Below are 17,111 nucleotides of genomic sequence, written 5' to 3' on the forward strand. Positions count from 1 at the left end.
AGAGCCGGGATGCGGAAAGGGGACTTCACCGCGTCGTGAACCCCAGCCGCAGGTTGTGCCGCGCTGCTGCCCTGCGCTCCCCCGCTAGCGGGGGAGAAGGACTCTCATCGTCAAGGATGGCGCAGGGCCATGTCGGTTGACCCGGGCGCACCGCGCCTCAGGTGCGGTCAGCCCGACGGCCGGTGTGACCGGAGACCCGAGGCGGAAGGAACCACAGGCCGCGATCCGCCGCTGGAGTACCGGCCGGTCACGGCCGAAACACCAAGCCGCCTTCGCCGACATCGACATGCACGGTGTCGCCGGGCGAGAAGCGACCCGACAACAGCGCCTGGGCCAGCGGGTTCTCGACCTGGTGCTGGATCGCGCGCTTCAGCGGGCGGGCGCCGTAGACCGGGTCGAACCCGGCCTCGCCGAGCCGGTCGAGCGCGGCCTCGCTGACCTCGAACGCGATGTCGCGCTCGGCGAGCCGCTGGCGCAGCAGCCGCAGCTGGATGTCGGTGATCGCCCGGATCTGCTCGCGGCCCAGCGGGTGGAATACGACCACGTCGTCGACGCGGTTGATGAACTCGGGCCGGAAATGGCTCCCGACGACCTCCATCACCGCAGCCTTCATCTGGGCATAGTGCTCCTCGCCCGCCATCTCCTGAATCAACTGCGACCCGAGGTTCGAGGTCATCACGATCACGGTGTTGCGGAAGTCCACGGTGCGGCCATGGCCGTCGGTCAGGCGCCCGTCGTCGAGCACCTGCAGCAATACGTTGAACACATCCGGGTGGGCTTTCTCGACCTCGTCGAGCAGGATCACCGAGTAGGGCTTGCGCCGCACCGCCTCGGTCAGGTACCCGCCCTCTTCGTAGCCGACGTAGCCCGGCGGCGCGCCGATCATCCGCGCGACGGAGTGCTTCTCCATGAACTCGGACATGTCGATCCGGACCATCGCGTCCTCGGTGTCGAACAGGAACGCGGCCAGCGCCTTGGTCAGCTCGGTCTTGCCGACACCGGTCGGGCCGAGGAACAGGAACGATCCGCTCGGACGGTTGGGATCCGACAGCCCGGCACGGGCGCGCCGGATCGCGTTCGCGACCGCACGCACCGCTTCGTCCTGGCCGACCACGCGTTGGCCGACCGCCTCTTCCATGCGCAGCAGCTTGTCCTTCTCGCCCTCGAGCATCTTGGACACCGGGATGCCGGTCCATCGCGAAACGACTTCGGCGACTTCCTCGTCGGTGACCTTGTTGCGCAGCAGACGCGTCTCGCGGGTCTCCAGCTCCGCAGCCTGCTCGAGCGCCTTCTGCAGCTCGGGGATGCGCCCGTACTGCAACTCCGACATCCGGTTCAGGTCGCCGGCGCGGCGCGCGGTCTCCAGTTCCATGCGCGCGCGCTCGAGGTCTTCCTTGATCTGCGCGGCGCCGGTCACCGCCGCCTTCTCGGACTTCCAGATCTCCTCGAGATCCGAGTACTCGCGCTCGAGCCGCTCGATCTCGTCCTCGAGTGCGTCCAGGCGCTTGCGCGAGGCCTCGTCGGTCTCCTTCTTCATCGCCTCGCGCTCGATCTTCAGCTGGATCAGCCGGCGATCGAGCCGGTCCATCTCCTCGGGCTTGGAGTCGATCTCCATGCGGATGCGCGAGGAGGCCTCGTCGACCAGGTCGATCGCCTTGTCCGGCAGCTGCCGATCGGTGATATAGCGCTGCGACAGCTGCGCCGCCGCGACGATCGCCGGGTCGGTGATCTCGATCCCGTGGTGCACCTCGTAGCGCTCCTTCAGGCCGCGCAGGATCGCGATCGTGTCCTCCAGCGTCGGTTCGTCGACCAGCACTTTCTGGAAGCGGCGCTCGAGTGCCGCGTCCTTCTCGATGTATTTGCGGTACTCGTCCAGCGTGGTCGCGCCGATGCAGTGCAGCTCGCCGCGGGCCAGCGCCGGCTTCAGCATATTGCCCGCATCCATCGCGCCCTCGGCCTTGCCGGCGCCGACCATCGTGTGCAGTTCGTCGATGAACAGGATCACCCGGCCCTCTTCCTTCGCGAGGTCCTTCAACACCGACTTCAGCCGCTCCTCGAAATCGCCGCGATACTTGGCCCCGGCGAGCAATGCACCGAGATCCAGCGCCAGCACGCGCTTGTCCTTCAGGCCCTCGGGCACCTCGCCGTTGATGATGCGCTGCGCGAGTCCCTCGACGATCGCGGTCTTGCCGACGCCGGGTTCGCCGATCAATACCGGGTTGTTCTTGGTGCGCCGCTGCAGTACCTGAACCGCGCGGCGAATCTCGTCGTCGCGGCCGATCACCGGGTCGAGCTTGCCCTGCTCGGCGCGCTCGGTCAGGTCGATGGTGTATTTCTCCAGAGCCTGGCGGGTATCCTCGGCGCTGGGGTCGTCGACACTGGCGCCGCCGCGCATTTGCTCCACCGCCTTCTCCAGCGCACCCGGCGTCACGCCCGCCCGTTTCAGGATTTCGGCCGCAGGGCCGCGGTCCTGCACCGCCGCGAGCAGGAACAGCTCCGAGGAGATGTACTGGTCCTTGCGCTGCTGGGCCAGCTTGTCGGACACGTTCAGCAGCCGGTTCAGGTCGTTCGAGACATGCACCTCGCCGGGCGTGCCCTCGACCCGTGGCAGACGCCCGAGCGCGTCGTCGAGCGCCGAACGCAGTTGGTTCACGTTGCCACCGGCCTGGGCCAGTACCGGCCTTGCGGTACCGCCCTCCTGGTTCAGCAGCGCGGCGAGCACGTGCACCGGCTCGATGAACTGGTGGTCGCGGCCGACGGCCAGCGACTGCGCGTCGGCCAGGGCCTCCTGGAATTTCGTGGTCAGTCGATCCATACGCATGGACGGGTTCCCCTCGCGAAAAGCTCTGATCTGACACCTTAGGTGGGGGTATGCGCGCGATATTCAAGTGCGCGGGCGCTGCGCTGGCTGGCCCCGGAAGGCCAGGGGCATCTGAATCGGCACCCCTCTAACGTGAAGCCACACGGCTTTTCTCGGGGGGCGACGTGTCGGGCGGAAGAGCGCAGCGTCATCCGCCGTGCGGCGTTCGCAGCGCTCCCGCGGCAACCCCGGCGCGGGAATGGCGGATGACGGCCTTCGGCCTCTTCCGCCCTACCCCTGTTTCATGGTCGCGGGTGGGTGTGCCTCCTGCGTCGGCACGACCCACGGCGCCCACCGATCCTTTCATGAGCCGCCGGGGGGCATCCAGGCCAGACGCACCGATCAGGAAACGCGCCAGATCAGCGTGGCCATGCGGCCGCAGACGCCGTCGCGGCGGTAGGAGAAGAAGGTGTCGGATTCGGCGAAGGTGCAGCGCCCGCCACCGTGGATCTCGCGGATGCCGGCGTGTTGCAGGCGCAGGCGGGCCAGCCGATAGATATCGGCGAACCAGCGGTCCCCGGTTCCGGACCGGAACGCGGCCTCTGCACCGGGATCGCCGGCCAGAAAAGCTGCGCGCACCTCGGGTCCGACCTCGAATGCGTCGGGGCCGATTGCCGGTCCGAGCCAGGCGGTCACATCGCCCGGGGGATGACCCATCGCCTGCAGGGTGGCCTCCAGCACGCCTGCGGCGAGTCCGCGCCAACCGGCGTGCGCGGCAGCGACCGTGCGGCCGTCCAGGCTCGCAAACAGCACCGGCAGGCAGTCCGCCGTCTGCACACTGCAGACCTGCCCGGCCCACCCGGCGACGACCGCATCCGCTTCGGTTGCACCATCCCGCACGTCCGACGCGTCGGCCACGGCTGCACCGTGGACCTGCCGGGGCCAGACCGGAGGCACCGGCAGCCCCAGTGCATCGGCGAGCAGGCGCCGGTTGGCCGCGACGGCTTCCGGTGCGTCGCCGGTATGTCCGGCGAGGTTCAACGCACTCCAGCGGCCGGCACTGACACCGCCGGCGCGGGTCGTCTGCGCTGCACGCAGGTTCGGCGACAGCGGCCAGTCGGGTATGATCAGTGGGATCGTGGTCATGGTGTCCCCGCCCGATCCCGCGCCCGGCGAATCCGGGCATCGGCTGCCGCAACCATGCCGGCCACCTACGCGCCCCCTGCCCGTGTCGCGTCGGCGACGAGTGCATCCAGCAGTGTCTGGAAGTCGGCCGGCAGCGGGGCCTCGAAACGGCACTCGGCGCCGGTGTCCGGGTGCCGCAACCCGAGCACCGCGGCATGCAGCGCCTGCCGCCGGAACGCTGCCAGTGCCCGAGCGGCCGCCGGCTCCATGTCGCGTACCGGGCGCGGCCGCCCGCCGTAGACCGGGTCGCCGACCACGGGGTGCCCAACCTGCGCCATGTGCACCCGGATCTGGTGGGTACGGCCAGTGTCCAGCCGCACCTCGACCAGGGTGTGCGCCCGCAGCCGGTGCCGCACCCGGTAGTGCGTCACCGCAGGCTTGCCACCCGCAACCACCGCCATGCGCTTGCGATCCACCGGATGGCGCCCGATCGGCGCTTCCAGGGCTCCGCCGGAGATCAGCACGCCCTGCACCAATGCCAGGTACTCGCGGTGCATGCTGCGTTGCTGCAGCTGCCGAACCAGCGCGGTCTGGGCCGCCGGCGTGCGGGCCACCACCAGCAGGCCGGTAGTGTCCTTGTCCAGCCGGTGCACGATCCCTGCGCGCGGCAACGCCGCGAGTTCCGGGGCGTGATGCAGCAGCGCATTGACCAGCGTCCCTTCCCGATGACCCGCGGCGGGATGCACCACGAGCCCGGCGGGTTTGTTGATCACGAGAATGGCGGCGTCGGCATGGACCACGTCGAGCGCGATCGCCTCGGGCTGCGCCTCGGAGGCCGGGGTATCGGGAATCCGGAGCCGTGCCCGTTCGCCCCCGCGCACCGCATCCCGCGGGCGCGGCTGGCCGCCATCGACGGTGAGTGCGCCCTGCTTCAGCCACTGGGTGAGCTGGTTCCGCGAGTAACCGTCGAACACCCGGGCCAATGCCACATCGAGCCGCATCCCTGCCAGATCGACGGGGATCTCGGCCTGTAGCTCGCGGACCTCGCTATCGGCGCGGGCCGAAGGCTCGTTGTTGTAGAATCCGGCAGTCATGTACTGGAATCGAGGCTCCGCCGTGTCCCTGGCCCGTTCGTTGATCGCGCTGATCGCCATCATAACCCTGTCCGGCTGCGCAGGCTGGGAACAGGATCCGACACGCAACTGGTCCGCCAGCCAGTTGTACGGAGAGGCCAAGGCTGCGCTCGAAAGCGGCGATTACCAGCAGGCGGTCGAGTACTACGAGCTGCTGGAGGCGCGTTTTCCCTTCGGCCGCTTCGCCCAACAGGCGCAAATCGAGATCCCGTACGCCTACTACAAGGCCGGGGAACCGGAAGCCGCGCTGGCCGCGGTGGACCGCTTCGTGCAGCTGAATCCACGGCACCCACACCTGGACTACGCGTACTATCTGCGCGGTCTGATCAACTTCAACCGCGACCGGGGCTTCCTCTCGCGCGTGTTTCCGATGGATCCGGCCGAGATGGACACCAGCCAGTTGGACCAGGCCTTCCATGATTTCGCCCGGCTGCTGCGCGAGTTCCCGGACAGTCGCTACACCGATGATACCCGCGAACGCATGATCTTCATCCGCGACGCCCTCGCCAACCACGAGGTCCGCGTGGCGCAGTTCTATATGGAACGCCACGCCTGGGTGGCCGCGGCGCAGCGCGCGCGCCACGTCGTGGAACACTACCAAGGGGCCGAGTCGATGCCGCTGGCACTCGCGATCCTGATCCAGAGTTACCGCGCGCTGGATCTCGATGACCACGCGGACAACACGATGGCGGTACTGGAACTGAACTTCCCCGAACAAGCCGCCGCAGTGCGGGCCGGTCGGCCGGTCACCGTCGATGGCGAGCCCGGCGGCATACGCCGCTGGCTCGAACGCCTGCCGTTCTTTGCCAACTGACGGTTCCACGCGGCCACGCCGCCCGAGCCGCGGCACAGGTCGCGACACCGCAACCCGTGGCGGCCTGTGCTCCGGGCAGACGGGGTACGCATCCGATCGGGAATCGGGTCGCCACCGTGCGCGCCTACGGCGCGTCGCGTGCAAGGCGCGCTTGTATGTTTCCGCTTGGCAGGCCTAGAAAGGCTTGTCGGGGTGTGGAGGGACAAGGCGCGCCCGCGTCGCCTTCGCCCTGATGAAAAACCAGACCGACTACGAACCGAAAATCCCTTGCGCGCAGACATAGAATCTCCTACGGGGGCACGGGCATGGCCGCGACTTTCCCGTTAACTCTCATGCCATCGGCCGCGAGACACCCCAATTCATGACAATGTCATTAAGAATCAGAGGCATGCGATTCTGGGCCGGTGTATTTTCCCGCTAACGGCCCGCCCAAGAAGCCCCGGCGCTGCGCTGCCATTCGCTTGGGGGAGCTACAGCGCCTCGCTGCCTTCCTCACCGGTGCGAATCCGCACCGCGCGGTCCACCGAGCTGACGAAGATCTTGCCGTCGCCGATCTTGCCGGTGCGCGACGCCTTGATGATCACCTCGATGCACCGTTCCACCCGGTCGTCGTCGACCACGAGGTCGAGTTTCACCTTGGGCAGGAAATCGACCACATACTCCGCACCCCGATACAGTTCGGTATGGCCCTTCTGGCGCCCGAAGCCCTGCACCTCGGTGGCGGTCATGCCGGTGATGCCGATCTCGGTCAGGGCCTCGCGCACGTCCTCGAGCTTGAACGGCTTGATGATGGCTTCGATCTTCTTCATGGTCTCTCCTGGAAACAAGAAATCTGTGGCGTTGCCGACGGGCCTTTCAGCCGGCACGATAGCCCGAGGTGATCGGATAGCGCCGGTCCCGCCCGAATGCGCGGGCGGACACACGCACCCCGGGCGCCGCCTGGCGCCGCTTGAACTCGGCGAGAAACACCATCCGGGCCACGCGCTCCACCGTTTCCCGCTCGAACCCGCGGGCGACGATTTCATCCACCGAAGCCTCGTGCTCGACGAAAGCCTCGAGGATCTCGTCGAGCACCGGATACGGAGGCAGGGTCTGGGCGTCCTCCTGGTCCGGTGCCAGTTCCGCGCTGGGCGGCCGGGTGATCACGCGTTCCGGGATCACCCGGCCGATCTGGTTGCGCACTCGGGCCAGGCGGTACACCCACTGCTTGGTCACGTCGCGCAGCGGTGCGAAACCTCCAGCCATGTCGCCATACAGTGTGGCATAGCCCACGGCCATCTCGCTCTTGTTGCCGGTCGCGAGCAGCAGCCGGCCGATCCGATTCGACAACGCCATCAGTAGTACGCCGCGGCAGCGCGACTGCAGGTTCTGCTCGGTGACATCGGCCGGGTTGCGGGTCTGGTCCGGGAAGGATTCCTGCAGTCCGGCCCGGAACGCCTCGACCATCGGCTCGACCGCCAGTTCGCGGTAGTCGATCCCCAGCCAGGCGGCCTCCTGGCGTGCGTCCTCGACGCTCATCGATGCGGTATAGCGGTAGGGCATCATCACCGCCTCGACCCGGTCCGCCCCCAGCGCATCGGCCGCCAGCGCGGCAGTCAGCGCGGAATCGATACCTCCGGACAGGCCCAGCAACACGCCGCTGAAGCCGTTCTTGCGCACGTAATCGCGGATCCCGACCATCAGTGCGCGGTACATGTCGAGGGCTTCGGGATCCGTCACCGCCGGCTCCGCGGCGGCTCCATCGTCGGCGCCCCCCCAGAGTGGCGAGTGCGGCACGGGATGCTGCAGTGCCACCCCGACCTCGTGCAGACGCGGCTGTCCGCCCGGCATCGCCTCGACGTCGACCAGCGCGTGTCCGGCGATCCAAGCCGGCAGCAGCGTCTGCACGTCGCCATCGTGACCCACGGCAAACGACCGCCCGTCGAACACCAGTTCGTCCTGGCCGCCGACCTGGTTCAGGTAGAGCACCGGGCAACCGTTCTCGGCGACCCGGGCACGCACCACGGCCTCCCGCTGCGCCGCCTTGCCCCGGTGGTAGGGCGAGGCGTTCAGGTTCAGGATGATCTGGGCGCCGGCAGCCGCCGCCATCGCGGCGGGTTCGGGCTCCCAGATGTCCTCGCAGACGGTCAGGCCCAGCCGCAGCCCTCCCGCCTCGATCACGCAGGCGGATGCACCCGGCTGGAAGTAGCGGCGCTCGTCGAACACGCTGTAATTTGGGAGCTTCTGCTTCCCGTAACGGGCCGCGACCCCCCCATCGCGCAACAGCAGCGCAGCGTTCAGCACGCCGCCGGCAGTCGCTAGCGGCGCGCCCAGCACCAGGTCGATCCCCCGGGCCTGCTCCGCGATCCGGTCGACCTCCTTGCGGGCATCCTCCAGGAAACGGCGGCGCAGCAGCAGATCCTCGGGCGGGTAGCCGGTGATCGCGAGCTCGGGAAACACGACCAGATCCGCGCCGTCGGCGCGCGCGCGGCCGACCGCGTCCAGGATCGCGTCGGCGTTGGCCGCGAGCGCCCCGACCACGGGGTTGGTCTGCACCAGGGCCATGCGCAGCATCGGCTTGGGCGGCATCGGGGTCGGGTTCTAGCCGAGGGCGCGGGCCATCGCCGTACCGAGCTCGGCCGGACTCGCGGCGATCTCGACCCCGGCGTCGCGCAGCGCCGCGATCTTCTGCGCGGCCGTGCCCTTTCCGCCCGCAATGATCGCCCCCGCGTGGCCCATGCGCCGGCCCGGCGGCGCGGTCGCGCCGGCGACGTAGGCGGCCACCGGCTTGCCGAACGACTCGGCGATGTACCGTGCGGCGCGCTCCTCGGCATCGCCGCCGATCTCGCCGACCAGCAGCACCCCTTCGGTTTCCGGGTCAGCGGCGAAAAGTTCCAGGCAATCGACGAAGTCCATCCCCTGGATCGGGTCGCCGCCGACCCCGATGCAGGTACTCTGCCCCAGGCCCAGGTCGGTCGTCTGCTGGACCGCTTCGTAGGTCAGCGTTCCGGAGCGCGACACGATGCCGATCCGGCCTCGCCGGTGGATGTAGCCGGGCATAATGCCGATCTTGCAGGCGTCGGGGGTGATGATACCCGGGCAGTTCGGCCCGATCAGGCGTGCCGACGTCTGGCCAAGGTATTGCTTCACGCGGATCATGTCCTGCACCGGGATCCCCTCGGTGATACAGACCACCACCTCGATGCCCGCATCCGCGGCCTCGCAGATCGCGTCGGCGGCAAACGCCGCAGGAACATAGATCATGCTCGCCTGGGCCCCGGCCTCGTGTACCGCTTCCGCCACGGTGTCGAACACGGGCAGGTCCAGGTGCCGCTGCCCGCCCTTGCCCGGGGTTACGCCTCCGACCAGCCGGGTGCCGTAGGCCAGGGCCTGCTCGGAGTGGAACGTTCCCTGCTTGCCGGTGAAGCCCTGGCAGATGACGCGCGTCTCGCGGTCGACCAGAATACTCATGCCGCCGCCTCCACCGCGGCCCGCGCCGCCTGATCCAGGTCGGCGGCGGCGACGATATCCAGTCCGCTCGCGGCCAGTGCCTCGCGGCCCGCTTCCGCGTTCGTGCCCTCCAGCCGGACAACGACCGGCACCTGCACGTGCACTTCCCGCACTGCGGCGATGATGCCCTCGGCGATCAGATCGCAGCGCACGATGCCCCCGAAGATGTTCACCAGCACCGCGCGCACGGAGGTATCGGACAGGATCAGCTTGAACGCCGCAGCGACGCGCTCGACCGTGGTACCGCCACCGACGTCGAGGAAATTCGCGGGTTGCCCGCCATGGTGCTGGATCAGGTCCATCGTCGCCATTGCCAGCCCCGCGCCGTTCACCATGCAGCCGATGGTGCCATCGAGGCGAATGTAATTGAGATCATGCTCGTGCGCGCGTTCCTCGGCCTCGTGGCGCTGGCGCGCGTCGCGCAGCCCGAAGATCTCGCGCTGGCGGTAGGTAGCGGAATCGTCGATCACCAGCTTGCCATCCAGTGCGAGCAGTCGGTCGTCCGAAGTCAGCACCAGCGGGTTGATTTCAAGCAACTGCGCATCGGAGGACTGGAACAGACGGTAGGCATCGGCGACGAGCCGCGCGGCAGCACGCGCGGGATCCCCGCGCAGCCCCAGCACCCGCGCGGCGCGCCGCCCATGAAACGGCATCACCCCGGTGACCGGATGGATCGGCAGCGTAACCACCGCAACGGGCCGCTCCCGGGCCAGTTCTTCGATGTCCATGCCACCCTCGGCCGAGATCACCATCACCACCGAGGCCCGGGACCGGTCGACCAGCATCCCGAAATAGAACTCGCGCTCGATCGCCGCTGCCGGTTCCATCAGCACCTGGTCGATCGGCAGTCCCTCCGGGCCGCCCGCCCCGGTGACCAGCCGTGACCCGAGCAGACGTGCCACCGCCGCTTCGGCCTCGGCCGGATCGGCGGCCCGGACAACGCCACCGGCCTTGCCACGTCCGCCGCTGTGCACCTGCGCCTTGACCCATACCGTGTCCGCGCCGAGGCGTGCCCATGCCCCGGCGGTATCGTCGACCCCGGTGATCAGTTCGCCCGGCGGCACCGGGATGCCGGCGGAACGGAACAGCGCCTTCGCCTGGAATTCGTGGAGGTTCATGCCAACTGAGCATAACGAGACGCAGGCGCAGCGACAACCGAGGCACGAGCCAGGGACGCCGGGCGGGGAGACACCGGGCGAGGTGCCCGCCAGCCTCCGATGGACCGGCCAGCGCCAGGGCCGCCACTCAACCCCGCCCCCCGGTCCATGGCCCGGGTCCGACTTGGAAACAGGGTTCCGCGAAGGCATGCAGGGACATCACCCGACAGCTGGTGCGCCTCCCCGCACACCCTCGCGCCGCGGGATTGATCACCGACGTCCGTCCGGCACCCGGAAGAATCCATTCACCACATCCACGACCTCGCCCGGGGCATTGCGCGCGGTCGCGGTGAACAGACCCTCGATCACGCCGTCCTGGGAATGCACGATCTCGATCGTGCACGCTCCTCCCGAGAGGTTCGTGTTGAACTCGGAATCTCCGTTGCGGCGGTTGTACCGGACTCGGGGCTGCGGCCCACCCGCACAGCTGTACGTGCCGGTCGACTCACCGTTGATGTCGATCGCCCAGACATGGTGGGTGCGGGGCGCCCGCGTGTACACGGGTTCCGACACGTCGTAGCGTGCCGATGTGAATACGTCCGAACGCGTATTCCGAGACGCATCGACAAAGCCGCTGATGCAGAAGTCGCTGCTGGCATGCGACAGGCACATTGCGTGAATGGTGGTCGGACCGTCGCCGTTCCCGTCACCGTTCCCGTCACCGTTCCCGTCACCGTTCCCGTCGCCGTTCCCGTCGCCGTTCCCGTCGCCGTCGCCGTTGCCGTTCCCGTCGCCGTTCCCGTCGCCGTTCCCGTCGCCGTTCCCGTCACCGTTCCCGTCACCGTTCCCGTCGCCGTTCCCGTCGCCGTTCCCGTCACCGTTCCCGTCACCGTTCCCGCCGCCGTTCCCGCCGCCGTTCCCGTCGCCGTTCCCGTCGCCGTTGCCGCCGCCGTTCCCGCCGCCGTTCCCGCCGCCGTTCCCGTCGCCGTTCCCGTCGCCGTTCCCGTCGCCGTTCCCGCCACCGTTGCCGCCACCGTTGCCGCCACCGTTCCCGCCGCCGTTGCCGCCGCCGTCGCCGTCGCCGCCGCCGTTCCCGTCGCCGTTCCCGCCACCGCCGTCGCCTGCTTCGTCAGGATCCTGGCCACCCGCACGAGGATCGGCGTCCCCGAAACGGACCTCGTTATCGCCCAAGTCGTCCGCGATGAAAATTCCGGCTCCATCACCACCACTGGCCGCGTCGACGATCACGACCTCGTCATCGACGAGACCGTTGCCATCGAAATCGGTCAGGTACCGAATCAAACTGTGTGCCTCGTTGTCGCCGCCGCCCTCGCTGCAGGTGAACAGGTCGTCCACCGGCAGGTAGACCGTCCGTTTGTCGGTGGCGAACTGCAATCCCCCGTCGGCCAGCAGGTGGAAGGTATAGTCCACGCCCTCGGTAAACTCGCCGTGGAAGCCGTTCACCACCGTGGCCGGCAGCGTCACCGTGCCGTAATGCCGGGCAAAGTACGACGAGATGAACTCCGGGGTACAGTTGGGATCCCGCACGATGAACCGGCTGGTTCTGATACCGTCGGCCAGGGCCTGAAGCGGCCCATCGCCGCTTGCGGCGGCGTGATCGCGCAGCGCCCCTTCGTAGCGTTGCCGGAACTGCAGGGGATCATAGAGCAGGCCTGCGATCGGAAGCCCCTCCGGACCACGACCATCGATGGTGCCATCCGCCGCGTCGTCGGCCAACTGCTGCAGCGCCCGAAGCGCCGGGGCATCCTGGCCCCGTCCGAACTCCGCAAACGCCATCTTGAACCATGCGTGGAGGTTTCCCTCGGAGTCTCCAAGATCTCCGGCCGCGGGGTGGGCACCCAGGAGCATTGGCATCGCGAGGATGTCCTCGGCTTCAGGCATCAGCGCCCGGCGCACCGCTTCGTTGTAAAAGGCGACGTCGCCGCCCGTCAGGTCGGGCAGCCCGTGACGCTCGCCGATGCGATAGCTGATCTCGGTGAACGGGGAGACCCCGGTCTGGTCACGGGCATCCGGAATCGGTGCCCGCATGGCCATGCCGACAGCGTCTTCGGGGACCGGGATGTGTGCCTGACGCACCTCATCGTAGTACCATGTCTGCTCGTCGAATACGACCTCGGAAAGCCCCGGCACCGGGCGATCGGCGACCGCGAACTGTGTGTACCCATCATTGCCGGTCGAGCCGTCACCGACCTGTCCCGCGACGTCGCCTGGCCGATAGTCCCGCAGGCCGAACTGGCGAACGGCCGCGTCCGCGACCACGCCCAGCGTCGGGGCCACGATCATGGTCATTTCGTCTCCACCGACCGCGCCGTCATCCCCCGGGTCGCCCGCACCCGTTCCACTGCCGCCTCCGCATCCCATCGCCAGCAACGAAGCGACGGGGACAGCGAGCAGCGCCCTCCCATTGGTCTTGAACATTCCCCTTCCCCTACGTTCATCCGGAGGGTGCGGACAACCCACACCCGATCACACGCCTTTGCAGACTTCCGGGTAGGTTAGAATGGGATACCACTTCCAGACTATCGCCAGATGGGACTAGCCCTGCGGTATGAAGTCGTGGCGTGCGGGAATGGGGGGGTGCACCCTGGCCCCGCGCGACGGGCGCCGGCGCCGGCGCCGGGACGGTCAGCCGGTAAGGGAATCCCGGCGCAGGGGATCGGCCAGGAGGCGTGCGGCGGCCAGCGCAAGCTGGGTCCGGTTGCTGAACCCGGAGGCCGTGAGGATCTGCGAAACATAGAGCTTCACGGTGTTCTCGGTAATCCCCAGCTCATAGGCAATCTGGTAGTTGCTCTGCCCCGTTGCCAAATGGCGGAGCACATCCTTCTGCCGTTTCGTGAGCTTGCCGAACGCGAACTCGGCGGCAGGATCGGCGGCACCGGTGCCGTCGCTCGCCGATTCCGGTAGGCCGAGCTGCCTGCGGATTTCGGCAAGGCTGGTCGAGACCTGCGACAACGACTGTGTCATGTCCTGCAGCCGGCTCCCAACGCCATGCGCAGCCGCGAGCATCCGGCGCCTGCGGCGTACCGACTCGACGAGGCGGTCCACCGACTGGTTCAGCGCGGGCAAGTCCACGGGTTTGGGAAAATAGTCGCGCACACCAGCACGCATCGCTTGCACCAGCACTTCCTCGTCACCGTGCCCGGTGAACACGATGGCCTCGAACACACGCTGGTCCTGGTACGTCCGGACCAGCCTCTCGACGAGTTGGATACCCTCCTCATCGGGCATCCGAACATCGGTCAGGACGATGCCGATGTCGGGATCCCGCTCGAACGCCCGTCGGGCCGCCCGAACCGTGGTGGCGCCGAGACACGAGTACCCGGCCTCGGTGAGGTACTCCACCATCTCCTCGACGATTTCAGGTTCGTCGTCGACTACCAGCAACTTCATCGCATCCACTACCGCCAACTCTGCCATTGCCTACCATCCTCATGTCGAGCCGATCCGCCGGGGAATCTGCTCGCGGACCCCGGCTCGTTCCGACACGCGGCACCGCCCGTTGGCGATCCGCGGTCAGCCTGTCGTACTGGCGGCACGGCCATCTCCGCCCTGCCGGACTGCAACAAACCCGGCACAGTGCCCCTGCCCACCGGAGCGACACACCGCGGCCGAGGACCGACTCTGCCGCACTGGCTCAGGACTCCGCAACTCTGCCTTCCGGGCTGGTCGTCGCCGGATCCTCGCACCCCGGCAGCTGGATGGTGAAGCAGGCCCCGTGCTCTTCATTCTCGACCCGGATGCTCCCCCCCATGTCCTTAATGATACCAAAGCCGATGGAGAGCCCCAGACCGGTGCCCTGCCCGACCTCCTTGGTCGTGAAGAACGGCTCGAACACCCGGTCCAGCAGCGATTCGGGCACCCCGCCGCCGCCATCGCGGACCCGGATCACGACACTCCGGTGCTGCGGATCGTCTTCCATCTCGACCCGGACCCAGGGCTGCGCCTCCCGGCCCTGGCGGCCCCGGGCGCCCTTACCGAGGATCGCGTCCCGGGCATTGATGACCAGGTTCATCAGGATCTGTTCCAGCTGGTCGGGGTGGCCCAACACCTTGCGCGAGGTGCCTGGCGGCGTCCAGTCCAGTCGGATCCCATGGATACGCAACTGCTCGCCCAACAGCGCAACCGCATCCTGCAACGGCTCCACCGGGTCGAATGGCTGCCGTTGAACATGGGATTTGCGCCCGAAGACGCGCATATGATCGACGATCTGCGCGGCTCTCGCCACCTGATGCTCGACCCGCTCCAGCTTCCCCAGCAGCGCACCGGGGTCCACCCTGTTCGCCAGGACCGACCGGCGGGCGTTGTAGACCGCCATACGGATCACGTTCAATGGCTGATTCATCTCATGGGCGACGCTGGTGGTCATCTCGCCGAGGGTAGCCAACTTCGCTGCCTGCACCAACTGGCTCTGCGCCTCGCGCAGGTCGGTGTTGTCGCGCCCGACCGCCTGGATCTCGACGAGGTTCCCGTGTTCGTCGAAGAACGCCCTTTCCGACCAGACCTGCCAGCGAACACGGCGATCCGCCCGCAGGATGCGAAGCTCATGGGTACCGAACGGCTGGTCCGGAGACAAACTGGCGATATCGCGCTGATACGCTGCACGCTGGTCTTCGAGCAGATAATCGAGCCAGCAGGCACCGATGAGATCCGCGGGATCGCGGGAGAGGTATTCCGCCAGCGTCCGGTTGACGAAGCGGAAACGCAGGTCGGGGCCGAAGCGACAGATCAATGCCGGCGCGTTCTCGACCAGGTCGCGGTACCGGCGTTCGCTCGCCTCGGTCGCGGCCTCGGCCTCCTTGCGCCCGGTGACGTCGAGCCAGATACCGACGACCTCGCTCGGTCGGCCATCGGGATCGCGCAGCAGGTTGCCCTCCTCGTAGACCCAGTGATAGCTGCCCTGGCTGTCCAGGATCCGGTACTCACCGACGAAATGCCCCTCCTGCAGGATCTCCCGGGTCCGGCGGGCGACCCGATCGAAGTCCGAGGGATGCACGTTGCGCTGCCACCAGGCGGAATCGCCGAGGTCATCGGTCTCGTGGCCGAACACCGTGCGGAGGTTGTCGCTGGCATACTCGGGAACGAGGCGGTCACCGTCGACCTGCTGGACGTACACGACGATCGGGGCGCTGGCGATCAGGTGGCGCAGGCGCGCGTGTGCCGCCTGTGCCCGGGTTTCGTTTTCCTTCAGCCCGCTGATATCGAGAATGTTCCCCCGAAGAACCCGACCCTCCCCGTGCGGCCGGTGCACGACCCGGGCCTGGACGTGTGCCCAGCCGCTCGCGCGCCCGACGACATCGCCCGGTCCCCGCCGCGCCCAGCGCAGTTCCATATCGACCTGGGCATCGTTGGCAAGGGCCTGTACGCAGGCCAACTCGAGCGCCGTGCTGTCCGATCCCTCGAACACGGACAGCAGGTCCGAGAGACTGCCGCACCGCGCGGGATCCAGCCCCAGCAGATCCTCGGTGCCTTCGGACCAGGTGGCCAGGCCGATCTCCGGATCCCAGTCCCAGTACCCCAGCCGCGCCAGCGCCTGCGCCTCCCGCAACCGCTCACGCTCAAGCTGGAGTTCCTGTCCCTTGCGCTCCCGGATCAGGGACTCGGACAGAATCTCGACCACCGTCCGCCACTCGGATTCGGGAAGATCGTCCCATTCGGGCCGCGCTGCGACCGACTCGGCGACGATGCACCCGGTCACGTATCCGCGTGAGAGCAGCGGCGCGAACAGGATCGCCCGGCAGCCGCGCCGGCCCATGCAGGTGATTTCGGCGATCCGATCGGCATCGCGGGACAGCGCGTCGGCATCCGGGATGATGAACGGCGAACCGGACACCAGTGCCGCCTGCAGCCGATCGCAGCCGGCAAACGCCGTCGTATCCAGCGTCGCGGTCATCGGATCGGCATCCTGCACCGACCAGGACAACGACTTCTCGGGCGCAGCCGCGTCCTGCTCTTTCTGCATTAGGAACAGCCGGTCGGCGCGAAGCCCCTGGCCCACGAGGCCCAGCACCCGGTCGAGCGCCTCGCGATAACATTCGGCCGGGGTACCGGATAGCGCGCGGGACACATCGACGATGATCCGCTGCCAGCGCCTGCGGGACTTGTCGGCTTGCTTGGCGGCGATCTCGCCGGTCAGATCCCGGGCGACGAGCATGCGGCGTGCCCCGTCCTCGCCGTCGCGGTCGACCGATAGCAGCATCGCCTGCCACCAGCGCGGGCGCCCTTGCCGGCTCACCAGGGCCAGCTCCAGCGGTTCCCCCGCGGGCGGGCCGAATAGCCAGTCGAGCGTTTCGTGCGTCGCGGATCCCAGGTAATCGGGCAGATGCCCCGGCACGGTGTCGCCCACACCAAGTTCCAGGGAATCGCGCGCCACCGGACTCAGGTCGAGGATGCGGCCGGTCGTATCAAAGGTCACGCACATCAGGTCGAACGTGCGGGCCAGCGCCTCCATGGGCACTGCCCCGCGGTGCGGGTCCGGGATGTCTCCGGAGGCCGGCCTCGGAAAATCCAGCCGCGTGGCGGGTGCCGCCGGCTTCCCGGCATCGGGGTCAGACAGCGCCCCGGGCTCATACCCGGTCCGCAGTCTGTGCAGAACGCGATCCCACATCTTCAGCACCCGTTTCCATCAACGTACG

Annotated in this window: 11 protein-coding genes; 1 reads left to right on the forward strand and 10 read right to left on the reverse strand. The window is 68.1% G+C overall.

All coding sequences use genetic code 11. The annotated features are described in order from the left end of the window. Nucleotides 1–247: 247 nt before the first annotated feature. From clpB to rluD, 3 genes are all read right to left on the reverse strand, one after another. A complete protein-coding gene (gene clpB / locus TVNIR_RS11680) occupies nucleotides 248–2,815 on the reverse strand; it encodes an ATP-dependent chaperone ClpB (RefSeq protein WP_043740605.1) in 2,568 nt (855 codons plus the stop codon). Between the two features lie 387 nt (nucleotides 2,816–3,202). After that, on the reverse strand, nucleotides 3,203–3,946 hold the full coding sequence (pgeF, locus tag TVNIR_RS11685) for a peptidoglycan editing factor PgeF (protein WP_015259241.1): 744 nt from the start codon (nucleotides 3,944–3,946) through the stop codon (nucleotides 3,203–3,205). A 65-nt stretch (nucleotides 3,947–4,011) separates the two neighbouring features. Beyond that, nucleotides 4,012–5,019 carry a 23S rRNA pseudouridine(1911/1915/1917) synthase RluD gene (gene rluD / locus TVNIR_RS11690; RefSeq protein WP_015259242.1) on the reverse strand — a complete coding sequence of 336 codons (1,008 nt, stop codon included), beginning with the start codon at nucleotides 5,017–5,019 and terminating at the stop codon, nucleotides 4,012–4,014. On the opposite strand from rluD, the gene TVNIR_RS11695 reads away from it, so the two are divergent. After that, nucleotides 5,018–5,872 carry an outer membrane protein assembly factor BamD gene (locus TVNIR_RS11695; protein ID WP_043739682.1) on the forward strand — a complete coding sequence of 285 codons (855 nt, stop codon included), beginning with the start codon at nucleotides 5,018–5,020 and terminating at the stop codon, nucleotides 5,870–5,872. The genes rluD and TVNIR_RS11695 overlap by 2 nt on opposite strands. A gap of 470 nt (nucleotides 5,873–6,342) precedes the next feature. On the opposite strand, the gene TVNIR_RS11700 is transcribed toward TVNIR_RS11695, so the two are convergent. The 7 genes from TVNIR_RS11700 to TVNIR_RS11730 all read right to left on the reverse strand — a co-directional run bounded on the left by TVNIR_RS11700 (nucleotide 6,343) and on the right by TVNIR_RS11730 (nucleotide 17,083). Beyond that, nucleotides 6,343–6,681: a P-II family nitrogen regulator gene (locus tag TVNIR_RS11700; protein ID WP_015259244.1), complete on the reverse strand. Its 339-nt coding sequence runs from the start codon at nucleotides 6,679–6,681 to the stop codon at nucleotides 6,343–6,345. Between the two features lie 46 nt (nucleotides 6,682–6,727). Beyond that, nucleotides 6,728–8,440, reverse strand: coding sequence for an NAD+ synthase (locus tag TVNIR_RS11705; RefSeq protein ID WP_043739683.1), 1,713 nt, complete (start codon nucleotides 8,438–8,440; stop codon nucleotides 6,728–6,730). A 12-nt stretch (nucleotides 8,441–8,452) separates the two neighbouring features. Further along, nucleotides 8,453–9,322, reverse strand: a complete 870-nt coding sequence (gene sucD, locus TVNIR_RS11710; RefSeq protein WP_015259246.1) for a succinate--CoA ligase subunit alpha — start codon at nucleotides 9,320–9,322, stop codon at nucleotides 8,453–8,455. Next, nucleotides 9,319–10,479 carry an ADP-forming succinate--CoA ligase subunit beta gene (gene sucC, locus TVNIR_RS11715; RefSeq protein WP_015259247.1) on the reverse strand — a complete coding sequence of 387 codons (1,161 nt, stop codon included), beginning with the start codon at nucleotides 10,477–10,479 and terminating at the stop codon, nucleotides 9,319–9,321. The genes sucD and sucC overlap by 4 nt, the downstream gene beginning before the upstream one ends. Before the next feature lie 249 nt (nucleotides 10,480–10,728). Next, on the reverse strand, nucleotides 10,729–12,768 hold the full coding sequence (locus tag TVNIR_RS20220; protein ID WP_211263114.1) for a hypothetical protein: 2,040 nt from the start codon (nucleotides 12,766–12,768) through the stop codon (nucleotides 10,729–10,731). Nucleotides 12,769–13,104: 336 nt separating this feature from the next. After that, nucleotides 13,105–13,896, reverse strand: a complete 792-nt coding sequence (locus TVNIR_RS11725) for a response regulator transcription factor (protein WP_015259249.1) — start codon at nucleotides 13,894–13,896, stop codon at nucleotides 13,105–13,107. Nucleotides 13,897–14,113: 217 nt separating this feature from the next. Further along, complete coding sequence (locus tag TVNIR_RS11730; RefSeq protein ID WP_157092272.1) at nucleotides 14,114–17,083, reverse strand: PAS domain-containing sensor histidine kinase; 2,970 nt, start codon at nucleotides 17,081–17,083, stop codon at nucleotides 14,114–14,116. Nucleotides 17,084–17,111 lie beyond the last annotated feature (28 nt).

The organism is Thioalkalivibrio nitratireducens DSM 14787, from assembly GCF_000321415.2.
GTDB classification, from domain to species: Bacteria; Pseudomonadota; Gammaproteobacteria; order Ectothiorhodospirales; family Ectothiorhodospiraceae; genus Thioalkalivibrio; species Thioalkalivibrio nitratireducens.